A 16,990-nucleotide genomic window follows, 5' to 3' on the forward strand; every position below is an offset into this window, starting at 1 on the left:
GGTGTTAACCAAACTGACACGGACGAACGTCTGTGGGTACGGATATGCTCTATCGTTTACTTGCACTCAGCGGCTTTTTCCTGTTAGCCGAAAATCAGGCTTCCACAGCCGCCGACAGCGTTGCCATCGACGGCAAAGCCTTTGTCAAACACATTCAAGTACTCGCTTCCGACGCATTTGAAGGCCGGAAGCCGGGCACAGCCGGGGAGGAGAAAACCGTTCAGTACCTCCAATCAGAATTTCGGAAAATGGGCCTGCAACCGGGCAACGGCAAAAGCTATTTTCAGGATGTTCCGATGGTGACGATTGCTTCCAAACCGGCGGGGCCGCTGGTTCTGAAAGGCAAAAACGGTACGGTTTCGCTCAATAGTCTGGCAGATTTTGTCGCTACTTCGCCCCACGTTCAGGATCAGGTCAAAATCACGGATTCGGAACTGGTTTTCGTGGGCTACGGTATTGTTGCGCCCGAATACAACTGGAACGATTATGCCGGTCTTGATGTGAAGGGCAAAACCGTGGTGGTCATGGTCAATGACCCGGGCATGGTGGACAGCACGCTGTTCAAAGGCAATACGATGACCTATTACGGCCGCTGGACGTACAAATACGAAGAAGCCGCCCGTCAGGGAGCCGCCGGGGTGTTGATCGTTCACGAATCAAAAGCGGCCAGTTACGGCTGGTCGGTGATCCGCAGCAGCTTCTCGAAATCCAAACTGTATTTACAGACCGCCGACGGGAACCGGTCCAAAGCCGTGGTAGAAGGCTGGCTTACGCTAGACGCGGCCAGGAATCTGTTCAAACTCGCGGGCGTGTCGCCGGAGCTGTTCCGGGAAGCAGGTGCCCGCGGCTTTAAACCCGTCAGGCTGGGCGTGACGACTTCGCTGGTCATCAACAATCAAATCACCAAATCGATCTCGAAAAACGTTCTGGCGTTGCTGCCCGGCACCGGTCGCCGGGACGAATACATCATTTACAGCTCTCATTGGGACCATCTGGGCAAAGGAGAAGCCATCAAGGGTGATTCAATTTATAACGGTGCTTCCGACAATGCATCCGGTACAGCGGCTTTGCTGGAGCTCGCGGAAACGTTTACTAAGCTGAAGAAAAAACCGGCACGTTCCATTCTGTTTCTGGCCGTAACGGCCGAGGAACAGGGATTGCTGGGCTCGGAATATTACGCGACGCACCCGGTTTTTCCGCTGAATAAAACCGTTGCCAACATCAACATGGACGCCTTTCATCCGTTGGGGCGCACCAAAGATGTGGTCATCGTTGGACGGGGGCAATCCGATCTGGAAGATTATGCCGCAGCGGCCGCAATCCAGCAGGGCCGGACCATTCGGGGCGATTTCAACCCGTCGGCGGGCAGTTATTTTCGCTCCGATCACTTCAATTTTGCCAAAGTCGGCGTCCCGGCGTTGTACCTGAAAACCGGCGTCAACTCCGTTAAAAACGGCGAAGCCTGGGGCCGGGCGCAACTGGAGGAATATAACCTGAACCGCTACCACGCCCCGTCGGATGAATACTCTTCTTCGTGGGACTTATCGGGAATCATTGAAGATGTACAGCTGCTGTTCAACGTGGGCTACCGTTTGAGCAGCGAATCGACCTTTCCCGGCTGGAAACCCAGTTCGGAATTTAAGGCGGCCCGGGAAAAAGGTTCGGCGAAGAAATAACGGTTCGGATAGCCGTTTACAAAACCTTATCTTTGCGGGCTAGTTAGCCATATTATCATTCATTTATTGTTTCACGCATCATGACGACCGACCAATTAAAGGACGTGAGGGCCAGAGTAGAGGCCCTGAGGGGGTATCTTTGACTACGATAGCAAGAAAGAACAACTCGCTGATTTAGAAGACCGTACCAGCCAGCCCGAATTCTGGCAGGACGCTGAAGGTGCCGAAAAAACCATGAAGCAGGTTCGGATGCTGAAGGGGTGGACAACGGGATACGAGCACGTTAATTCGCTGCTGGGCGATCTGGAAACCCTTTACGAATTCTACGAAGCAGGTGATGTTTCGGAAGAAGAAGTAGATGCTGAGGGTGAAAAAGTAAAAGCTGCGCTGGACGATTTGGAGCTGAAAAAAATGCTCAGCAACGAAGAAGACCAGCTCAGTGCGGTGCTGGAAATCAACTCCGGCGCGGGCGGTACCGAGAGCCAGGACTGGGCCGACATGCTCTACCGGATGTACCTGATGTGGTCGGAAAAGCACGGCTACAAGGTCAAACAGGTGGATTACCAACCCGGCGACGGCGCGGGCATCAAATCGGCCACACTGGAAGTAGACGGACCGCTGGCCTATGGATATCTGAAATCAGAAAACGGGGTACACCGACTGGTGCGGGTTTCGCCTTTCGACGCCAACGCTCGTCGGCATACGTCATTTGCCTCGGTCTACGCTTATCCGCTGATCGACGATTCCATCGAAATTGAGGTCAACCCCGCCGACATCGAATGGGACACGTTTCGTTCGGGAGGAGCCGGTGGACAGAACGTGAACAAGGTGGAAACCGCCGTGCGACTGCGCCACAAACCATCCGGCCTGATCATCGAATGTCAGCAGGAGCGGAGCCAGTTGCAAAACAAGGAAGTGGCCATGCGGCTTTTGAAATCGAAGCTGTACCAGATCGAAGTTGAAAAACGCAACGCGGCCCGGGCCGAAGTAGAAGCCAGCAAGAAAAAAATTGAGTGGGGTTCGCAAATCCGGAGCTACGTTCTCGACGACCGCCGGGTGAAAGATCACCGCACCGGTTACCAGACCTCCAACACGGACGCTGTGCTGAACGGTAATCTCGATGAATTCATCAAAGCCTACCTGCTGATGCAGGATTAACACAAGGACGTCCCCGGCAGCCTGGCTTGCCGGGGATTTTCGTTTGTTGTATGTTTAGCCATGCTCCCGGTTTTCAGGCTGTCCGACGGCCCGGTTCCTTTATTGGCGTTTCACGGTATTGGTCAGGATCACCGGGTCTTTGAGCCGCTGGCACGCGCGCTGGAAGGACGGTATGCCGTGTATGCCTTCGATTTGTTTTTCCACGGTGCTCACCCGCCAACGGTAACCGACGACGCACTCACCAAAACGGCTTACCAGCAACACATTCAGGATTTCCTCCACCAGTACCGGCTTGAACGGTTTGCCGTAGTTGGTTTCAGCATGGGCGGACGGTTTGCCCTGGCCACTGCTGAAGCTTTTGCCTCCCAACTGGAAGAATTGATTTTGCTAGCCCCCGACGGTATTACCATCAGTCCGTGGTACCACCTGGCAACCCACACCCGCCCGGGCCGCTGGCTTTTTCGGTATTTATTGAAGCACATGCCGCTGCTGCACCGGTTTGGCCAGTTTTTCATTGCCATCGGATTGATCAATCGCAGCGTCCTGAAATTTGCGGAGAGCACCCTGGCGACCGCCGAGCAGCGAAAACAGGTCTACGATTCCTGGGTATACTTTCAAAAATTGCAGTTCGACCACCGTGTCCTGAGCGCTTTGCTGAACCAGCACCCCCTGCGCATCCGTTTTTTTGCGGGCTATTTTGATCAGGTTCTCCCGGTTTCATTTCTGGAACCCCTGACCCGCGGGCTACAGGCTTATGAACTGACAGTTCTGAAAACCGGTCACAACCGGCTCATTGAAAAAGTAGCTAAGCTGCTTTAGCGATTCAATGCCCGGTTTAGAACGGCATACAGGCCAATAACTGACGCCAGCAGCAGCACGCCAACGGAAATTTGTGTCCAGCTTCCGGCGTTCGGATCTTCTACCAACGTTCGGATTTCCCGGGCCTGCTGGGCCGTCCAGACGGCGATGAAGGTGCGCGGAATCATGCCCAGAAAACCGCCCAGCAGAATGTTTCTCAAACGCGCACCGGATAAGGCAAACACCAGATTGATGACGGCAAAAGGGAGAACCGGCGATAATTTCGCGAAGAAAATCACTTTCAGCTCCTGTTCCCGAATCCGTTCCAGCACCTTCCTGGCTTTCGGATTCTGCTCGATAAACCGCACAAACCGATCCTGATCGACCCAGTTTACCATCCGGTTCACGAGCAGAATACAGATCATGTTGAGCGCAAACAGCGGCAGTAGCGAATTCCAGCCGAGAAAGTACCCGAAAATGAGGGCTAGAAAAGTGGGTGGCGTCAGCGCAAAGGCGGAGGTGAGGCAACAGGCCGCCGTCAGCCCCAGCCATTCCCAGCCGTTGAACTGGGCGATAAGCGGCTCGTAGGAAACGGCCAGGTAGGTCAGCGCAGAACTGAACACAAGTGGGGTAACCGACAGAATGATTCCAGCCACCGCCGGGCCCGATAAAGCGTTGAGGAAGACTTTTTTCACGCACCAAACTTACGGCATTTTCGGGCAACGACTGGCACCGTTTGTAAAACCGTGTTACATTCGGGTATGAAATTCGCAACCAAAGCCATCCACGCCGGCGTTGAACCGGACCCCACAACCGGGGCCATCATGACGCCCATCTACCAGACGTCGACTTACGTGCAGGAGTCGCCGGGGAAGCACAAGGGCTATGAGTACGCCCGGACGCAAAATCCAACCCGAACGGCTTTACAAAATAACCTGGCCGCGCTCGAAAACGGCAAATACGGCATTTGTTACGCATCCGGGCTGGCGGCCACCGACGCCATTCTGAAACTGTTTAAACCGGGTGACGAGATTGTTGCCAGCAGCGATCTTTACGGTGGTACTTACCGGATTATGGTCCGGGTTTTTCAGGAATTTGGGCTAAAATTTAAGTTTATCGGCCTGGAAGACCCGTCGGCGCTGGAAAGTGCCATTACACCCGCTACGAAAATGGTCTGGATTGAAACCCCAACCAACCCGTTGTTGCGCATTGTAGACATTACCGCTATTGCCGCCATTACGAAAGCCAAAAATACGCTGCTGGTGGTTGACAACACCTTTGCCTCGCCCTATCTGCAAAATCCGCTCGACCTGGGGGCCGACATGGTGATGCACTCGGTGACCAAATACCTCGGCGGTCACTCCGACACGGTGATGGGCGCCATTGTGCTGAACGACGACGAAATCGCGAAGCGGCTGGCATTCATTCAGAACGCATGTGGGGCCGTACCCGGACCGCAGGATTGTTTCCTGGTGCTTCGCGGCATCAAAACGCTTCACATCCGAATGCAGCGGCATTGTGAAAATGCCCTGAAGATTGCCCAGTACCTGAGCCAGCATCCGAAAGTAGGTCAGGTCAATTACCCGGGGCTGGAGAACCACCCGCAACACGCGCTGGCGAAACGGCAAATGCGCGGTTTTGGCGGAATGGTATCGTTTGAATTACGCGGTGATTCGCTGCCGGAAGCCGTGCGGGTGATGGAAAGTTTCAAGGTATTTTCGCTGGGCGAATCGCTGGGCGGGGTCGAGTCGCTTTGCACACACCCGGCTTCAATGACCCACGCCAGCATACCGAAAGAAGAACGCGAAAAGAACGGTTTGAAGGATACGCTAATCCGCCTGAGCGTTGGAATTGAAGATGTTGACGATTTGATCCAGGATCTGGAGCAGGCAATTGGATAAACTTTATGAATCAGGATTCCGCAGATTAAAGGCTGACTGGAAGTAACTGAACAAGACAGCTCCTTGGTTACGCCCTTAATCTGCGGAACATCGGTTTAGAACCGCATCCTCACGCCCGCCAGAAAATTCCGTCCGGCCTGTGGGTAGTAAAAGTTTTCGGTGACGGCTCGCCCTTCTGAAATGTAGCTGAAGGTATACCCGTTCGACTCATACAACTCTCCCAGAACATTGTTCAGCAGCAGCGAAAACGCGATTTCGTTCATGCCTTTGGGCTTCAGCGTGTAAATAAACCGCAGGTCGTTGACGAAATACGCGTCCAGTTTGCGGTTTTCGTTTGAGGTATTGTCCAGGTACTGCTTCCCCACATATTTCGACAGCAAGCCGATTTCAAGCCCTTTGACGGGCGTGTAAAGCAACTGTGAACCAACAATAGTATTGGGCGCAAAAGCGATATCCGTGTTTATATACCGGTTAATCTGCTGTTCGCCCGTGTCGTAGTTATCGAGAAACTCGGTAAACGATTTCACTTTGTTTTTGCTGAAGGTGGCATTGACGTTCCAGCGGAGCTGTTTGGTCAGCAATGCCCCCGCTTCCAGTTCAATACCGGCCCGGTAGCTTCTGGGCACGTTAACGCGGTTCTGCGCGCCCACATCGTTGATTTGTCCCGTTAGAATAAGCTCGTTTCTGTACTTCATGAAGTACAGGTTCGCCGAAAAAGCCAGCCGCTGGGTCTGCATTTTATAGCCCGCTTCCCAATCATTCAGCCGCTCGGCGTTGGGGCGGCTGGCGGGTGTCGACTGCGTGTAATCGTTGCGGTTGGGTTCGCGGTGGCCGACGCCGAAGGAAGCATACAAACTGCTGTGATCGTCCAGAGCGTAGGTAATTCCGGCTTTGGGGTTGAAAAAGTTTAGACTAGCCTCCTGCTGCACATTCCGAAGCAGGTTGTCGAATCCTAAAAAGGAGTATTCGACCGTTCGGATCTGCAAATCAACGTAAGCGTTGAATTTTGAACTGAACTGGTAATACGCTTTTCCGTACAGATTAAAATCGGTTTTGGTCGCGTCGTTGTCGTAATACCGATGCCGGATGTTGCCCGTGCTGGCAAACCGTGCCCAGATGATTTCGCCGTAGTGCTTGCCGGTGTACTGGTTCCAGCCCCCGCCGATGTTGGCCGTCAACTTGCCAAAACTGTTGTAATCCAGCGAGAAAACGGCCCCGTAGAAGTCATTATCCAGCCAGCGACGGCGGATCAGATCCGTCTGGGTAATTGCTGAATCACGGATCACAACCGGCGGTAAACCGTAATCCGCTAAGTCTTCGCCCTCCCGGAATTGCTCGTAGTAGCCGCGCCCCTGGGTGTAATGCAACGACGCATTCAGGCGCCAGTTGCGATTTAATTCGTGGGAACTGATCAGTTGGTAGTGGTCCTGCTGATAGTTATCAACCTCGTTGTCGTAGGTGTAGGCGTTGTAGGTCCGGTTGGTTTTCAGCAGATTTTCCGGTACACCGTCCCAGGCCTGATAGGTTCTTTCCGTTCCCGAAAAGACGTTCAGGCGCACAAAGCTTTTTTTACCGTACCAGCCGCCCGAGACGTAAAACGATTTCAAATCCGACGACGCCCGGTCAATGTACCCGTCGGAGATGATCCGGGAAAGCCGGGCATCAACTACAAAATGGTTACTCAACAAACCAGAACCAGCTTTAACCGTGGTTTTTAGTGTATTGAACGAACCGCCGGAAATGTCGGCTTCCCCGTACGGGTTTTTCTCGAAGCTGTTGGTTTGTACGTTGACGGAGGCCCCGAAAGCGCCCGCGCCGTTGGTCGACGTGCCGACGCCCCGCTGAATCTGAATGCTGCTCACCGACGAAGCAATATCGGGCATATTGACCCAGAACGTGCCCTGCGACTCGGCGTCGTTGTACGGAATACCGTTGACCGTAACGTTAATCCGCGTGGCATCCGACCCCCGAATCCGAAAACCCGTATAGCCCACCCCCGCACCCGCGTCGGAAGTTGTTACCAGCGAAGGCGTAAAGTTGAGCAGGAGCGGAATATCCTGCCCCAGATTCTGCTTGGTGAGTTCTCTGGCCGACACGTCGGTGTAGGCAATCGCCGACTTTTGATTGGCCCGCGTAGCACTTACCACCACCTCATCGACTACAACAACGGTTTTCGTGAGCGTCAGCGTAATCCGGGCATCTTGATTGAGGTCGACGGTCTGCGTGATCGGCTCATACCCGAGCAGGGAAGCCCGCAGTTGTACGGACCCTGCCTTCAGGTTGGTCAGGCGGAAAGCACCGTCGGCATCGGCAAAAGTGCCTTTGTACGTGCCTTCGATGGAAATGGCGGCACCGGGTAAAACCCCACCGTCGGCATCGTTGATAGTACCGGAAATGGAGAATTGTGCCCAGACGGGGAAATGAATCAGGAAAAAAAGGGCCGTCAGAGCACTTAAACAGGCGAAATAATGCGTACGGGGCTTCCGTCCGATCGTAAAATTTTTCATGTGTACGCAATGGTCACGACAGGCAAGGGGCCAACCCATCAATCTGGTCTATAGTCGTGTAAAAACTGACGGCTTGGAAGCTTTCCGCTTCGGTCCGCTCGTACATTCCCTTCGCCGGCATTACCCGGTGCAGGTTCAATGGGTATAATCTCAGCCCGTTGTATTAAGGCACCCCTTGTGTAAGATTAGCAAGGCAAAGGTACGGTTAAGTACTCACAAATAAGCATGGTAGAGAAATATTGAATGCCAATGAACTTTACAGTAAATTTAAATGTATATACATTAAATGTTGATACATTATAAATTCAATCCGTATAACGCTCAAACTCACAGGAACATGGAAACGCTCGTCAATGGATTACACCACGTAACGGCTTTGGCCGGAGATGCTCAAGCCAATGTTGACTTTTACACCCATATTTTGGGGCTGCGGCTGGTCAAAAAAACCATCAATTTTGATGCACCGGACGTTTACCACTTGTACTACGGTGACGAAACCGGTTCACCGGGCAGTATCCTGACGTTCTTTCCGTACGGGAAAGGCATTCCGCGGGGCCGGAAGGGGGGAGGACAACTCACATACACGGCTTTTTCGGTTCCGGCGGCATCCCTGAACTTCTGGACCAACCGCCTGCAGGAATTTAATATTCCCTTCTCGGGACCTTACCAGCGGTTCAACGAAACCTACCTGCGTTTTGAGGATTTCGACGGGATGGGCATTGAACTGGTGGCGCACGACAACGATCAACGTCCCGGCTGGTCGAACGGGTTTATTCCGGTTGAACACGCTGTCAAAGGCTTCCACACGGTTACGCTGAACGAAGTTCGGGTGGAGGATACGGTAAAATTATTAACCGAATCCCTCGGTCATACGTTGGTATCAGAAGAAGCCGGGCTTTTCCGGTTCCAGGCTGGCGAAGGAGGTTCCGGAAATTATGTGGATGTCCGGCACCCGGTGAATGATGCCCGGGCGCACCAGGGGGCCGGTTCGGTTCACCACGTTGCGTTTTCGACGGATTCCGACGAATCGCAGATCGTTCTGCAACACCAGTTGCTGGAAGCCGGGTATCACGTTACGCCCGTTCAGGACCGGAATTATTTCCGCAGCATTTACTTCCGCGAGCCGGGCGGTATTTTGTTTGAAGTCGCCACCAACCCTCCGGGATTTGCGGTGGACGAGTCCGTTGCCGAATTGGGGAAAACGCTTAAATTGCCGGAGTGGTACGAACCCCGGCGCGCTAAAATCGAAGCGGTATTGCCAAAAATTGAAGTGAAATAAATCGCACAAGGCGGAGGGCAAGGAGGCATGGAGTTGTTTTCCAAGGTCTTTTTCCCTCCGCCCGCAGCCCAGACAGCCATGATACACGATCCGAACAATTTTATTACAGCCGGGAAACCGCTGGAAGCTGCCGCAAAAGTTATGGTGATGGTGCACGGCCGGGGGGCCTCGGCACGCGACATCCTGTCGTTGTCAGATTACATCGATGATGAGGAGTTTGCGTTTGTCGCCCCGCAGGCCAGCCAGAATTCGTGGTATCCGAATTCGTTTCTGAGTCCACTCGAGCAAAACGAACCGCACCTATCCTCGGCTTTGCAGGTGCTCACCAGCATTCGGGCCCGGCTTCAGTCCGATTACAATTTCAAACCTCCGCAGATTTTCTGGCTCGGCTTTTCGCAGGGTGCCTGTCTGGCGCTGGAGTACGTAGCCCGCAACGCCATGACTTACGGGGGCGTTTTTGGCTTGAGCGGTGGTTTGATCGGCCCGCCCGGTACACCCCGGCTTTACGAAGGCGAACTGGAGGAAACCCCGATCTTTCTGGGCTGTAGCGACATTGACCCGCATATTCCGAAGGAACGCGTTATTGAATCGGAAGGCGTATTCCGGGCAATGGGCGCGGAGGTAAAAATGAAATTATATCCAAATTTTCCGCATTCGGTCAACGAAGATGAGCTAAAGATTGTTAATCAGTTGATTGGGGGCTCGCCCAGCTCGGGTGCACCCATTCGCGAGTTGTACACCTAACGCTACCACGCCTATGAGCCAGTTTATGGTAGAATTCGATCTCCCGGCCGAAATAACCGAGGAATTTACAGTACGCATACCACTCCAGCGGTTGAAGGTGAACGAGTTGATGGAAAACGGAAAACTGATCACCTACGCCTTGTCACTCGACCGCCAGAAACTGTGGTGTGTGGTGAAAGCGCAGACTGAGTTTGAGGTGATGGAAATCGTATCCGAATTTCCACTCATCAATTTCATGGATCCAACCATTACGGAGCTGATGTTCAATAATATCGTTTCATTAAGAATGCCCCTGTTTTCGTTGAATTGACTACTTTTGCCCGGTTATTTTTTCACTTAATCATGGCAAATTTTAGATTCGTTCAATCGGACGCGGCACTGAAAGAATACGCTGATTTTAAAGTGGCCCGGATCGATGGGCAAAAAGCGCAAACGCTGCGGCAGTTCTTCGATCAAATTTCCCGCGAACTTCGGTTTCCCGATTACTTTGAGTTCGATCTGGAGTCACTCGATGAAGCCTTAAACGATCTGGAATGGCTTCCAGCCGATAAAATTGCACTGTACATTATGCACACCGATGCCTTTTTATCCCAGGAAAAAAGCGAAGCCCGGAAAGGCGAACTGCTGAATATTCTGGACGTTGCAGCCGAAGACTGGAAATGGGTGGATGAGGAAGAAGGTATTGCACCGCGGGAATTAGTCATTTTATTTCAACCCAGCAACTCGTTAACAACTCTTCTCAATAAAGAGGGATTTGTTTACGACGACGTCGCTTAGTTTTTGCAACAAAAGCCGTCAACGTACGGTTAAGCTGTTGCTTTTTGCCGCATGGAAATTAGCTCCGTGCGGCTTTTGGTATTTACTATTTTTATGAAGGTAGCCGATTTAATTACGCTTTATACCGAAGATAGCTTCATCAAAATCATTGGTGAACAATTTCGCCAGCCCTACACCGCAGATCCCGCTCGCATTCAGCTGAAAGGCATTGTTGGCAGTCTGGATGCCGTACTGGCTGCGTCTGTTTACCGCATGCATCCTTCCACGTTTTTGTTTGTTCTGAGCGACCGGGAGGAAGCTTCTTATTTTTTCAACGATTTACAGAATTTATTGGGGGAAGAAGTCCTGTTTTTCCCCATGTCTTATAAAAAGCCGTATCAGTACGAGGAGGTTGAAAATGCCAATGTGCTAATGCGGGCGGAAGTACTGAACAAGTTAAACTCCGACGCCAAACCCAACGTCATCGTGGTGACGTATCCGGAAGCGTTATCGGAGAAAGTAATCAATAAACGGTCGTTGCGGGCCAATACGCTGTCCGTCAAAGTTGGCGATAAAATCGACGCTAATTTCGTCAACGAACTGCTCAACAGCTACGATTTTGAAAAGACCGATTTCGTGTATGAAGCCGGGCAGTTTTCAATTCGGGGGGGAATTATTGATGTTTTTTCGTTTGCCAGCGAGTTTCCGTATCGCATTGAGCTATTCGGTGACGAAATCGAGAGCATTCGGTTGTTCAATCCCGAAAGCCAGCTTTCCACCGATCCGGTTGATCAGATTAGTATCATCCCGAACATCGAAAATAAGCTCATTCACGAGACGCGGGAGCCGTTTCTGGAGTTTTTCTCAAATACCGCAACGCTTTGGTTTAAAGACGTGGAGCTGACGCTTGAAATCATCGAGAAGAACTTTGAGAAAGCCGAACAAAGTCTGGCCAGCCTGGTCGGCGGCAAAGGCGGTATTCAGATCGTCTCGGACCCCAATGTGCTGTTTGAAACCCGCCGGGGCCTGCTGAATCAGATTAAAACCTTCCGGACGGTTGAGTTTGGCCGACGGTTTTACTTTAAATCCGAGAACCGGCTTACGTATTCCTCGAAGGTTCAACCGTCGTTCAACAAAGATTTCAAGCGCCTGGTCGATAACTTATCGGAGAATCAGTCGAAAGGATATACTAATATCATTGCGGCCGAATCCTACAAACAGCAGGAGCGGCTCAAAACCATCTTCGATGAGCTGGATCCATTCCTCAAATTTCAGCCGCTGAATATTTCGCTGAAGGAAGGATTCATCGACGAACAGACGAAAGTGGTCTGTTACACCGATCACCAGATTTTTGACCGCTACTACAAATACCGTGTGCGGGATAAGTTTTCGAAATCGAAGGCCCTGACGCTGCGCGAGTTGAAAACACTGCAACCCGGCGATTTTGTGACCCACGTTGATCACGGAATCGGGCGGTTTGCGGGGCTGGAAAAAGTGGACGTGGGCGGCCGCGAACAGGAGGCCATTCGGTTGATCTACCGCGACAACGATATTCTGCTGGTCAGCATTCATAGCTTGCACAAGATTGCCAAATACACCGGCAAAGAAGGCACCCCGCCGGTGATGAGCAAACTCGGATCGCAGGAGTGGGACCTGAAAAAATCAAGGGTCAAGAAGCAGGTCAAGGACATTGCCAAAGAGTTGATTTCACTCTACGCCAAGCGCCGACAAGCCCCGGGATTTGCGTTTTCGCAGGACAGCTTTCTGCAGGCCGAACTCGAATCTTCGTTTATCTACGAGGATACGCCCGATCAGGCCAAGGCAACGGCCGACGTGAAAGCCGACATGGAACAGTCGCACCCGATGGACCGGCTGGTTTGCGGAGACGTTGGTTTTGGAAAAACGGAAGTGGCCGTTCGGGCGGCTTTCAAAGCCGTTACCGACAACAAGCAGGTAGCGGTTCTGGTCCCAACCACCATTCTGGCCATGCAGCATTACAACACGTTCCGGGAGCGGCTGGCCGATTTTCCGGTTAAAATAGAATACATCAACCGATTCCGGACAACGGCGCAGATTAAGGAAACCCTGAAACGGGTGGCTTCGGGCGAGACGGGTATCCTGATCGGTACGCACCGGATTGTTAATAAAGACATCAAGTTCAAGGACTTAGGCTTGCTTATCATTGACGAAGAGCAAAAATTTGGTGTTAAGACGAAGGATCGGCTTAAGGAAATGCGGGTGGATGTGGATGTACTGACGCTTACGGCCACGCCTATTCCACGAACGTTGCATTTCTCGTTGATGGGTGCCCGTGATCTGTCGGTGATTGCAACACCCCCGCCGAACCGACAACCCGTTACAACGGAAGTGCATACGTTCAGCGAAACCGTTGTCCGTGATGCTGTTAGCTACGAAGTCCGGCGGGGCGGACAGGTGTTTTTTGTGCACAACCGCGTCAGTGACATTGAGTCAATTGCCAATTTGATCATGCGGCTGGTTCCCGACGCCCGGGTGTCGGTCGCACACGGTCAGATGGAAGGCGAACGGCTGGAACGGGTCATGACCAAATTCATCGAAGGAGAATCGGACGTGCTGGTTTCTACCAACATTATTGAGTCGGGTCTGGACATTCCGAACGCCAACACGATCATCATTAATCAAGCCCATATGTTTGGTCTGTCGGACCTGCACCAGATGCGCGGTCGGGTAGGGCGGTCGAACAAGAAAGCGTTTTGTTACCTGATGACTCCGCCGGTTTCGGTGATTACCTCCGACGCCCGCAAGCGTCTACAAACCCTCGAGGACTTCTCGGAGCTGGGCGAAGGCTTCAAAATTGCCATGCGTGACCTCGACATCCGGGGAGCGGGGAACCTGCTGGGCGCCGAGCAAAGCGGTTTTGTGAACGATCTTGGTTTTGAGATGTACCACAAGATTCTGGATGAAGCCGTTCAGGAATTGAAAGAAACCGAGTTTAAAAACCTCTTCATGCCGAATGAGGACAGCATGAAAACACTGCTACCGGACACGCTGATCGAAACGGATTTGCAGGTTTTGATTCCGGAGAGGTACGTCGCTAATATCTCCGAGCGTTTGTCGTTATATAATCAGTTGGATAACATTCAGAATCAGGCGGAATTGGAAAGCTTCCAGCGTTCGGTGGTTGACCGGTTCGGGCCGATGCCGGAAGAGGTGGTTAATCTTATCAAACTGGTCACAGTTCGCTGGAAAGCAGAACGGTTACAGTTCGAAAAATTAACCCTTAAGAATAATATCATGAAGGGTACCTTCGTTTCTTCTGGGAATGACGATTTCTTCAACTCCGGGCAGTTTGGCAAAGTAATTGATTATGTCAAGAACAATTCAACAACCTGCTCATTAAAAGACTATAAAGGAAAGCTGATTTTCACGCAACGAGACGTAAGTTCAGTCGATCAGATGAACGATGTGCTGAGCCGGATGGTGGAGTGATCGCCGGAAATTATGCATTGGCTGTGCGTTACCGTGAAAGTTTGCCTGACATACTGTAATTTTGAACTTTTATTAGTTACCAAATCGCAATGAATCGAACAAAACCGTTACGTTCAATGATCTACCTGCTGGCTTTTGCCGCGGTATTAGGTGCGTGTAAGTCCAAGCACCCGACTAGCGTGAAGCCGGGTAAGCAAAGTACAGCCACCGGTATTGATTATAATAAAGAGAATGGATTTCAGGTAGCGAAGTACAGAGGACAGACGGCGGGCCCGAACCTGGTGTTCATCGAAGGAGGACGTTTCACGATGGGTGCGCTGGAAGAAGATGTGATGAACTCGCGCGACAACCGCGAACGGACCGTCAGTATCCAGTCGTTCTACATGGACGAAACCGAAATTGCTAACATTCACTACCTCGAGTACCTGGATGCGATTCAGCGCGATTCATCCGAAGAAGTTTACACCCGGGCACTGCCGGATACCAACGTCTGGAAGAACCCGCTTTCGTACAATGACCCTTACGTAACCCAATACCTGCGTTTCCCCGGCTTCCGGTATTATCCAGTAGTGGGTGTATCGTGGGAACAAGCCGTCGACTACTCGACCTGGCGGACGGATGCTGTTAATGCAAACATGGCGAAAAACGGCTCTCCGGGAACCAAGAAGAAAGGCTTTTCACTAAAACGGAAGAAGAAAGAGGAAACTGCTCCGGCTGGTGAAGCGGAGCAACCCGCCGTTGCCAAGAATTCGCAGACTACTCCCGCGATGGAAAGCGGCAACATTCTGCCGAATTACCGTCTGCCATCTGAAGCCGAGTGGGAATACGCAGCGAAGGCCATGATTGGTACGCAGTACATCGACGAAAACCAGTCAAACCAACGCATTTATCCGTGGGACGGTTCTTCGATCCGGAATGCGAAAAAAGGCCGGAAACAAGGTCAGATGCTGGCCAACTTCAAACGGGGCCGTGGTGACTACGCCGGTATCGCCGGTAAATCGAACGATGCCGCGATCATTACCGCAGAAATTTACACGTATCCCCCGAATGATTTCGGGCTGTATAACATGGCCGGAAACGTAAACGAGTGGGTATATGATGTATACCGTCCGCTGTCGTACCAGGATATGAATGACCTGAACCCGTTACGTCGGGATGGTTACCTGGATGAAGAGAAAAACTACGATACGAAAAACGGCAACTCCATCATCAACGATAAACTACGGGTTTACAAAGGGGGTTCGTGGGCTGATGTAGCCTATTGGTTAGCCCCCGGTACCCGCCGGTTTATGGCGCAGGATTCAGCAACGGCCACAATTGGTTTCCGTTGTGCGATGATTGCCGGAGGACGGAACAAATAAGCTCCCGTTTACCGGGATTTTGGCGGCCACTCGACTATCGGGTGGCCGCTGCTGTTATAATGCCAACAGACTGGCTGTTTGAGGCCAATAAAGCGGCCGTACAGGCTTCTAACGTGGCTCCGGTAGTCAGAACATCGTCTACCAGTAAAATGCGCTTGTTGGTCACTAAATCGGGGTCGCTAATCTGGAAGACATTACTAACGTTCTCCCAGCGCCCCATGCGGTCTTTACCGGTCTGGCTGATGGTATTACGGTTTCGGGTCAGAATCCGGTCGCTCCACGGAATGTCCAGTGCTTGGGAAAGCCCCTGAGCGATCCAGTCACTTTGGTTGTAGCCCCGCTGACGGAGCTTGGCAGGGTGGAGGGGCACTCCGACAATGAGGTCGATGTGGTCATTTAGGTGAATGTCGGTTTTTAGCTGATTACCATACCAGCGTCCCAGCAAATTACCGACCTCTTTGTTACCACGGTATTTCAGCGCATGAATAAGTCGTTGTGTTTTCCCGCGTTTCGTAAAATAGAGGTAAGCATACACAAACTCAACCGGCACTTTTCCGGCGAACTTGGTTTGCCCATCAATGAGGGCTTCTCCGCGGTGCTGGCCGGTTTCCGGGAGTTGAAGCCGACAGGCCGTGCAAATGATTTCCTCGCTTTGTTGCAAGCTGTCTTGACACAACAAACACGGGTTTGGATAGAACAGATTCAGCAAATCCTGAAATCCGCTGACAATAAGTTTTCCGATCATTTTCACGAACTTAGTTAGCAGAAAATGTTTTAATGCAACAACACTGGCAGTCGTTGCATCTTTCGTTTGTTGTGACGGACGTAAGTGAAGAAAGTCATAAAAATGAGTCAAAACCTTGATAACACCTTACTAGAAATATGATTACCCAGGAAATTGAACAGGAGTGGGAGCAGGTGCTGGATTACCTGGAAAAAGCGGTTGGCAAACGCCCGGCGGACCTAAACAGCGTGTTGTTTCTAATCGGTATGCAGGAGCTTGGACGAGGCACGCAAACGTTTACCAAGGAACAGAAACAGGATCTGATGCACATTGCCATTTGTAAAGTACTGAGTTATTCCGGCTACTATGAACTGGTTGGTACCGATCAGGATGGCTGGCCTCATTGGCATTTAGTGCAGAAGGTTCCGCACATTGACTTGCTCAGTCAGGAGAGTTTTCTGAAAGCCCACGTTGTCCGGTATTTCAATGACTACCTCGATGCTTCTGAAAAAAGCGAAGCCGGCCCATCGGATAAAATTGTGTAACGATCTTCTTCGTTATCAAGAGGAAGTTAGGGGCTAAATTCTTATCTTGAAGTAAGATTTAGGTTCGTGATTA

The 16,990-nt window shown here is 51.7% G+C and carries 14 protein-coding genes and 1 riboswitch; of the genes, 11 read left to right on the top strand and 3 right to left on the bottom strand.

All coding sequences use genetic code 11. The features are described 5' to 3' along the window. Positions 1-44: 44 nt before the first annotated feature. From OQ371_RS08205 to OQ371_RS08215, 3 genes are all read left to right on the top strand, one after another. Positions 45-1,676: a M28 family metallopeptidase gene (locus tag OQ371_RS08205; RefSeq protein ID WP_265993304.1), complete on the top strand. Its 1,632-nt coding sequence runs from the start codon at positions 45-47 to the stop codon at positions 1,674-1,676. An 80-nt stretch (positions 1,677-1,756) separates the two neighbouring features. Further along, a protein-coding gene (prfB, locus tag OQ371_RS08210; protein WP_265993305.1) for a peptide chain release factor 2 occupies positions 1,757-2,834 on the top strand; the annotation gives its coding sequence in 2 pieces (ribosomal slippage) (positions 1,757-1,816 and positions 1,818-2,834; 1,077 coding nt in all). Positions 2,835-2,894: 60 nt separating this feature from the next. Then, complete coding sequence (locus tag OQ371_RS08215) at positions 2,895-3,653, top strand: alpha/beta hydrolase (protein ID WP_265993306.1); 759 nt, start codon at positions 2,895-2,897, stop codon at positions 3,651-3,653. On the opposite strand, the gene OQ371_RS08220 is transcribed toward OQ371_RS08215, so the two are convergent. Then, on the bottom strand, positions 3,650-4,327 hold the full coding sequence (locus OQ371_RS08220; protein WP_265993307.1) for a TVP38/TMEM64 family protein: 678 nt from the start codon (positions 4,325-4,327) through the stop codon (positions 3,650-3,652). The genes OQ371_RS08215 and OQ371_RS08220 overlap by 4 nt on opposite strands. Positions 4,328-4,393: 66 nt before the next feature. Between OQ371_RS08220 and OQ371_RS08225 the strand changes: the two genes are divergently transcribed. After that, entirely contained in the window at positions 4,394-5,533 is a 1,140-nt protein-coding gene (locus tag OQ371_RS08225) for a cystathionine gamma-synthase (RefSeq protein ID WP_265993308.1), read from the top strand. A 95-nt stretch (positions 5,534-5,628) separates the two neighbouring features. Here the strand turns inward: OQ371_RS08225 and OQ371_RS08230 are convergent, their stop codons facing one another. Continuing rightward, positions 5,629-8,040, bottom strand: coding sequence for a TonB-dependent receptor (locus tag OQ371_RS08230; RefSeq protein WP_265993309.1), 2,412 nt, complete (start codon positions 8,038-8,040; stop codon positions 5,629-5,631). Positions 8,041-8,128: 88 nt separating this feature from the next. Next, positions 8,129-8,226, bottom strand: a riboswitch (TPP riboswitch). A gap of 151 nt (positions 8,227-8,377) precedes the next feature. Between OQ371_RS08230 and OQ371_RS08235 the strand changes: the two genes are divergently transcribed. From OQ371_RS08235 to OQ371_RS08260, 6 genes are all read left to right on the top strand, one after another. Then, the gene (locus OQ371_RS08235) at positions 8,378-9,319 is read left to right on the top strand and encodes a ring-cleaving dioxygenase (protein WP_265993310.1); all 942 of its coding nucleotides are present in this window, start codon (positions 8,378-8,380) and stop codon (positions 9,317-9,319) included. A gap of 78 nt (positions 9,320-9,397) precedes the next feature. Continuing rightward, a complete protein-coding gene (locus OQ371_RS08240) occupies positions 9,398-10,063 on the top strand; it encodes an alpha/beta hydrolase (protein ID WP_265993311.1) in 666 nt (221 codons plus the stop codon). 13 nt (positions 10,064-10,076) lie between these two features. Then, positions 10,077-10,373, top strand: coding sequence for a muconolactone Delta-isomerase family protein (locus OQ371_RS08245; protein ID WP_265993312.1), 297 nt, complete (start codon positions 10,077-10,079; stop codon positions 10,371-10,373). A 32-nt stretch (positions 10,374-10,405) separates the two neighbouring features. Next, positions 10,406-10,840, top strand: coding sequence for a barstar family protein (locus tag OQ371_RS08250; protein ID WP_265993313.1), 435 nt, complete (start codon positions 10,406-10,408; stop codon positions 10,838-10,840). 51 nt (positions 10,841-10,891) lie between these two features. Continuing rightward, positions 10,892-14,287 carry a transcription-repair coupling factor gene (gene mfd / locus OQ371_RS08255; protein ID WP_374761439.1) on the top strand — a complete coding sequence of 1,132 codons (3,396 nt, stop codon included), beginning with the start codon at positions 10,892-10,894 and terminating at the stop codon, positions 14,285-14,287. A 116-nt stretch (positions 14,288-14,403) separates the two neighbouring features. After that, a complete protein-coding gene (locus tag OQ371_RS08260) occupies positions 14,404-15,648 on the top strand; it encodes an SUMF1/EgtB/PvdO family nonheme iron enzyme (protein ID WP_265993314.1) in 1,245 nt (414 codons plus the stop codon). Positions 15,649-15,682: 34 nt separating this feature from the next. Here the strand turns inward: OQ371_RS08260 and OQ371_RS08265 are convergent, their stop codons facing one another. Then, on the bottom strand, positions 15,683-16,393 hold the full coding sequence (locus OQ371_RS08265; RefSeq protein ID WP_265993315.1) for a ComF family protein: 711 nt from the start codon (positions 16,391-16,393) through the stop codon (positions 15,683-15,685). Between the two features lie 137 nt (positions 16,394-16,530). On the opposite strand from OQ371_RS08265, the gene OQ371_RS08270 reads away from it, so the two are divergent. Beyond that, positions 16,531-16,917, top strand: a complete 387-nt coding sequence (locus tag OQ371_RS08270) for a hypothetical protein (protein ID WP_265993316.1) — start codon at positions 16,531-16,533, stop codon at positions 16,915-16,917. The last annotated feature ends 73 nt before the right edge of the window (positions 16,918-16,990 follow it).

It is taken from the genome of Larkinella insperata (assembly GCF_026248825.1).
GTDB lineage: Bacteria > Bacteroidota > Bacteroidia > Cytophagales > Spirosomataceae > Larkinella > Larkinella insperata.

What these genes read in the sequence shown, in the direction of transcription:
- OQ371_RS08270 (WP_265993316.1), top strand. Translation starts at nt 16,531, where the DNA reads ATGATTACCCAGGAAATTGAACAGGAGTGGGAGCAGGTGCTGGATTAC.
- OQ371_RS08235 (WP_265993310.1), top strand. Translation starts at nt 8,378, where the DNA reads ATGGAAACGCTCGTCAATGGATTACACCACGTAACGGCTTTGGCCGGA.
- OQ371_RS08230 (WP_265993309.1), bottom strand. Translation starts at nt 8,040, where the DNA reads ATGAAAAATTTTACGATCGGACGGAAGCCCCGTACGCATTATTTCGCC.
- mfd (WP_374761439.1), top strand. Translation starts at nt 10,892, where the DNA reads ATGGAAATTAGCTCCGTGCGGCTTTTGGTATTTACTATTTTTATGAAG.
- OQ371_RS08205 (WP_265993304.1), top strand. Translation starts at nt 45, where the DNA reads ATGCTCTATCGTTTACTTGCACTCAGCGGCTTTTTCCTGTTAGCCGAA.
- OQ371_RS08260 (WP_265993314.1), top strand. Translation starts at nt 14,404, where the DNA reads ATGATCTACCTGCTGGCTTTTGCCGCGGTATTAGGTGCGTGTAAGTCC.
- OQ371_RS08250 (WP_265993313.1), top strand. Translation starts at nt 10,406, where the DNA reads ATGGCAAATTTTAGATTCGTTCAATCGGACGCGGCACTGAAAGAATAC.
- OQ371_RS08245 (WP_265993312.1), top strand. Translation starts at nt 10,077, where the DNA reads ATGAGCCAGTTTATGGTAGAATTCGATCTCCCGGCCGAAATAACCGAG.
- OQ371_RS08215 (WP_265993306.1), top strand. Translation starts at nt 2,895, where the DNA reads ATGCTCCCGGTTTTCAGGCTGTCCGACGGCCCGGTTCCTTTATTGGCG.
- OQ371_RS08225 (WP_265993308.1), top strand. Translation starts at nt 4,394, where the DNA reads ATGAAATTCGCAACCAAAGCCATCCACGCCGGCGTTGAACCGGACCCC.
- OQ371_RS08265 (WP_265993315.1), bottom strand. Translation starts at nt 16,393, where the DNA reads ATGATCGGAAAACTTATTGTCAGCGGATTTCAGGATTTGCTGAATCTG.
- OQ371_RS08240 (WP_265993311.1), top strand. Translation starts at nt 9,398, where the DNA reads ATGATACACGATCCGAACAATTTTATTACAGCCGGGAAACCGCTGGAA.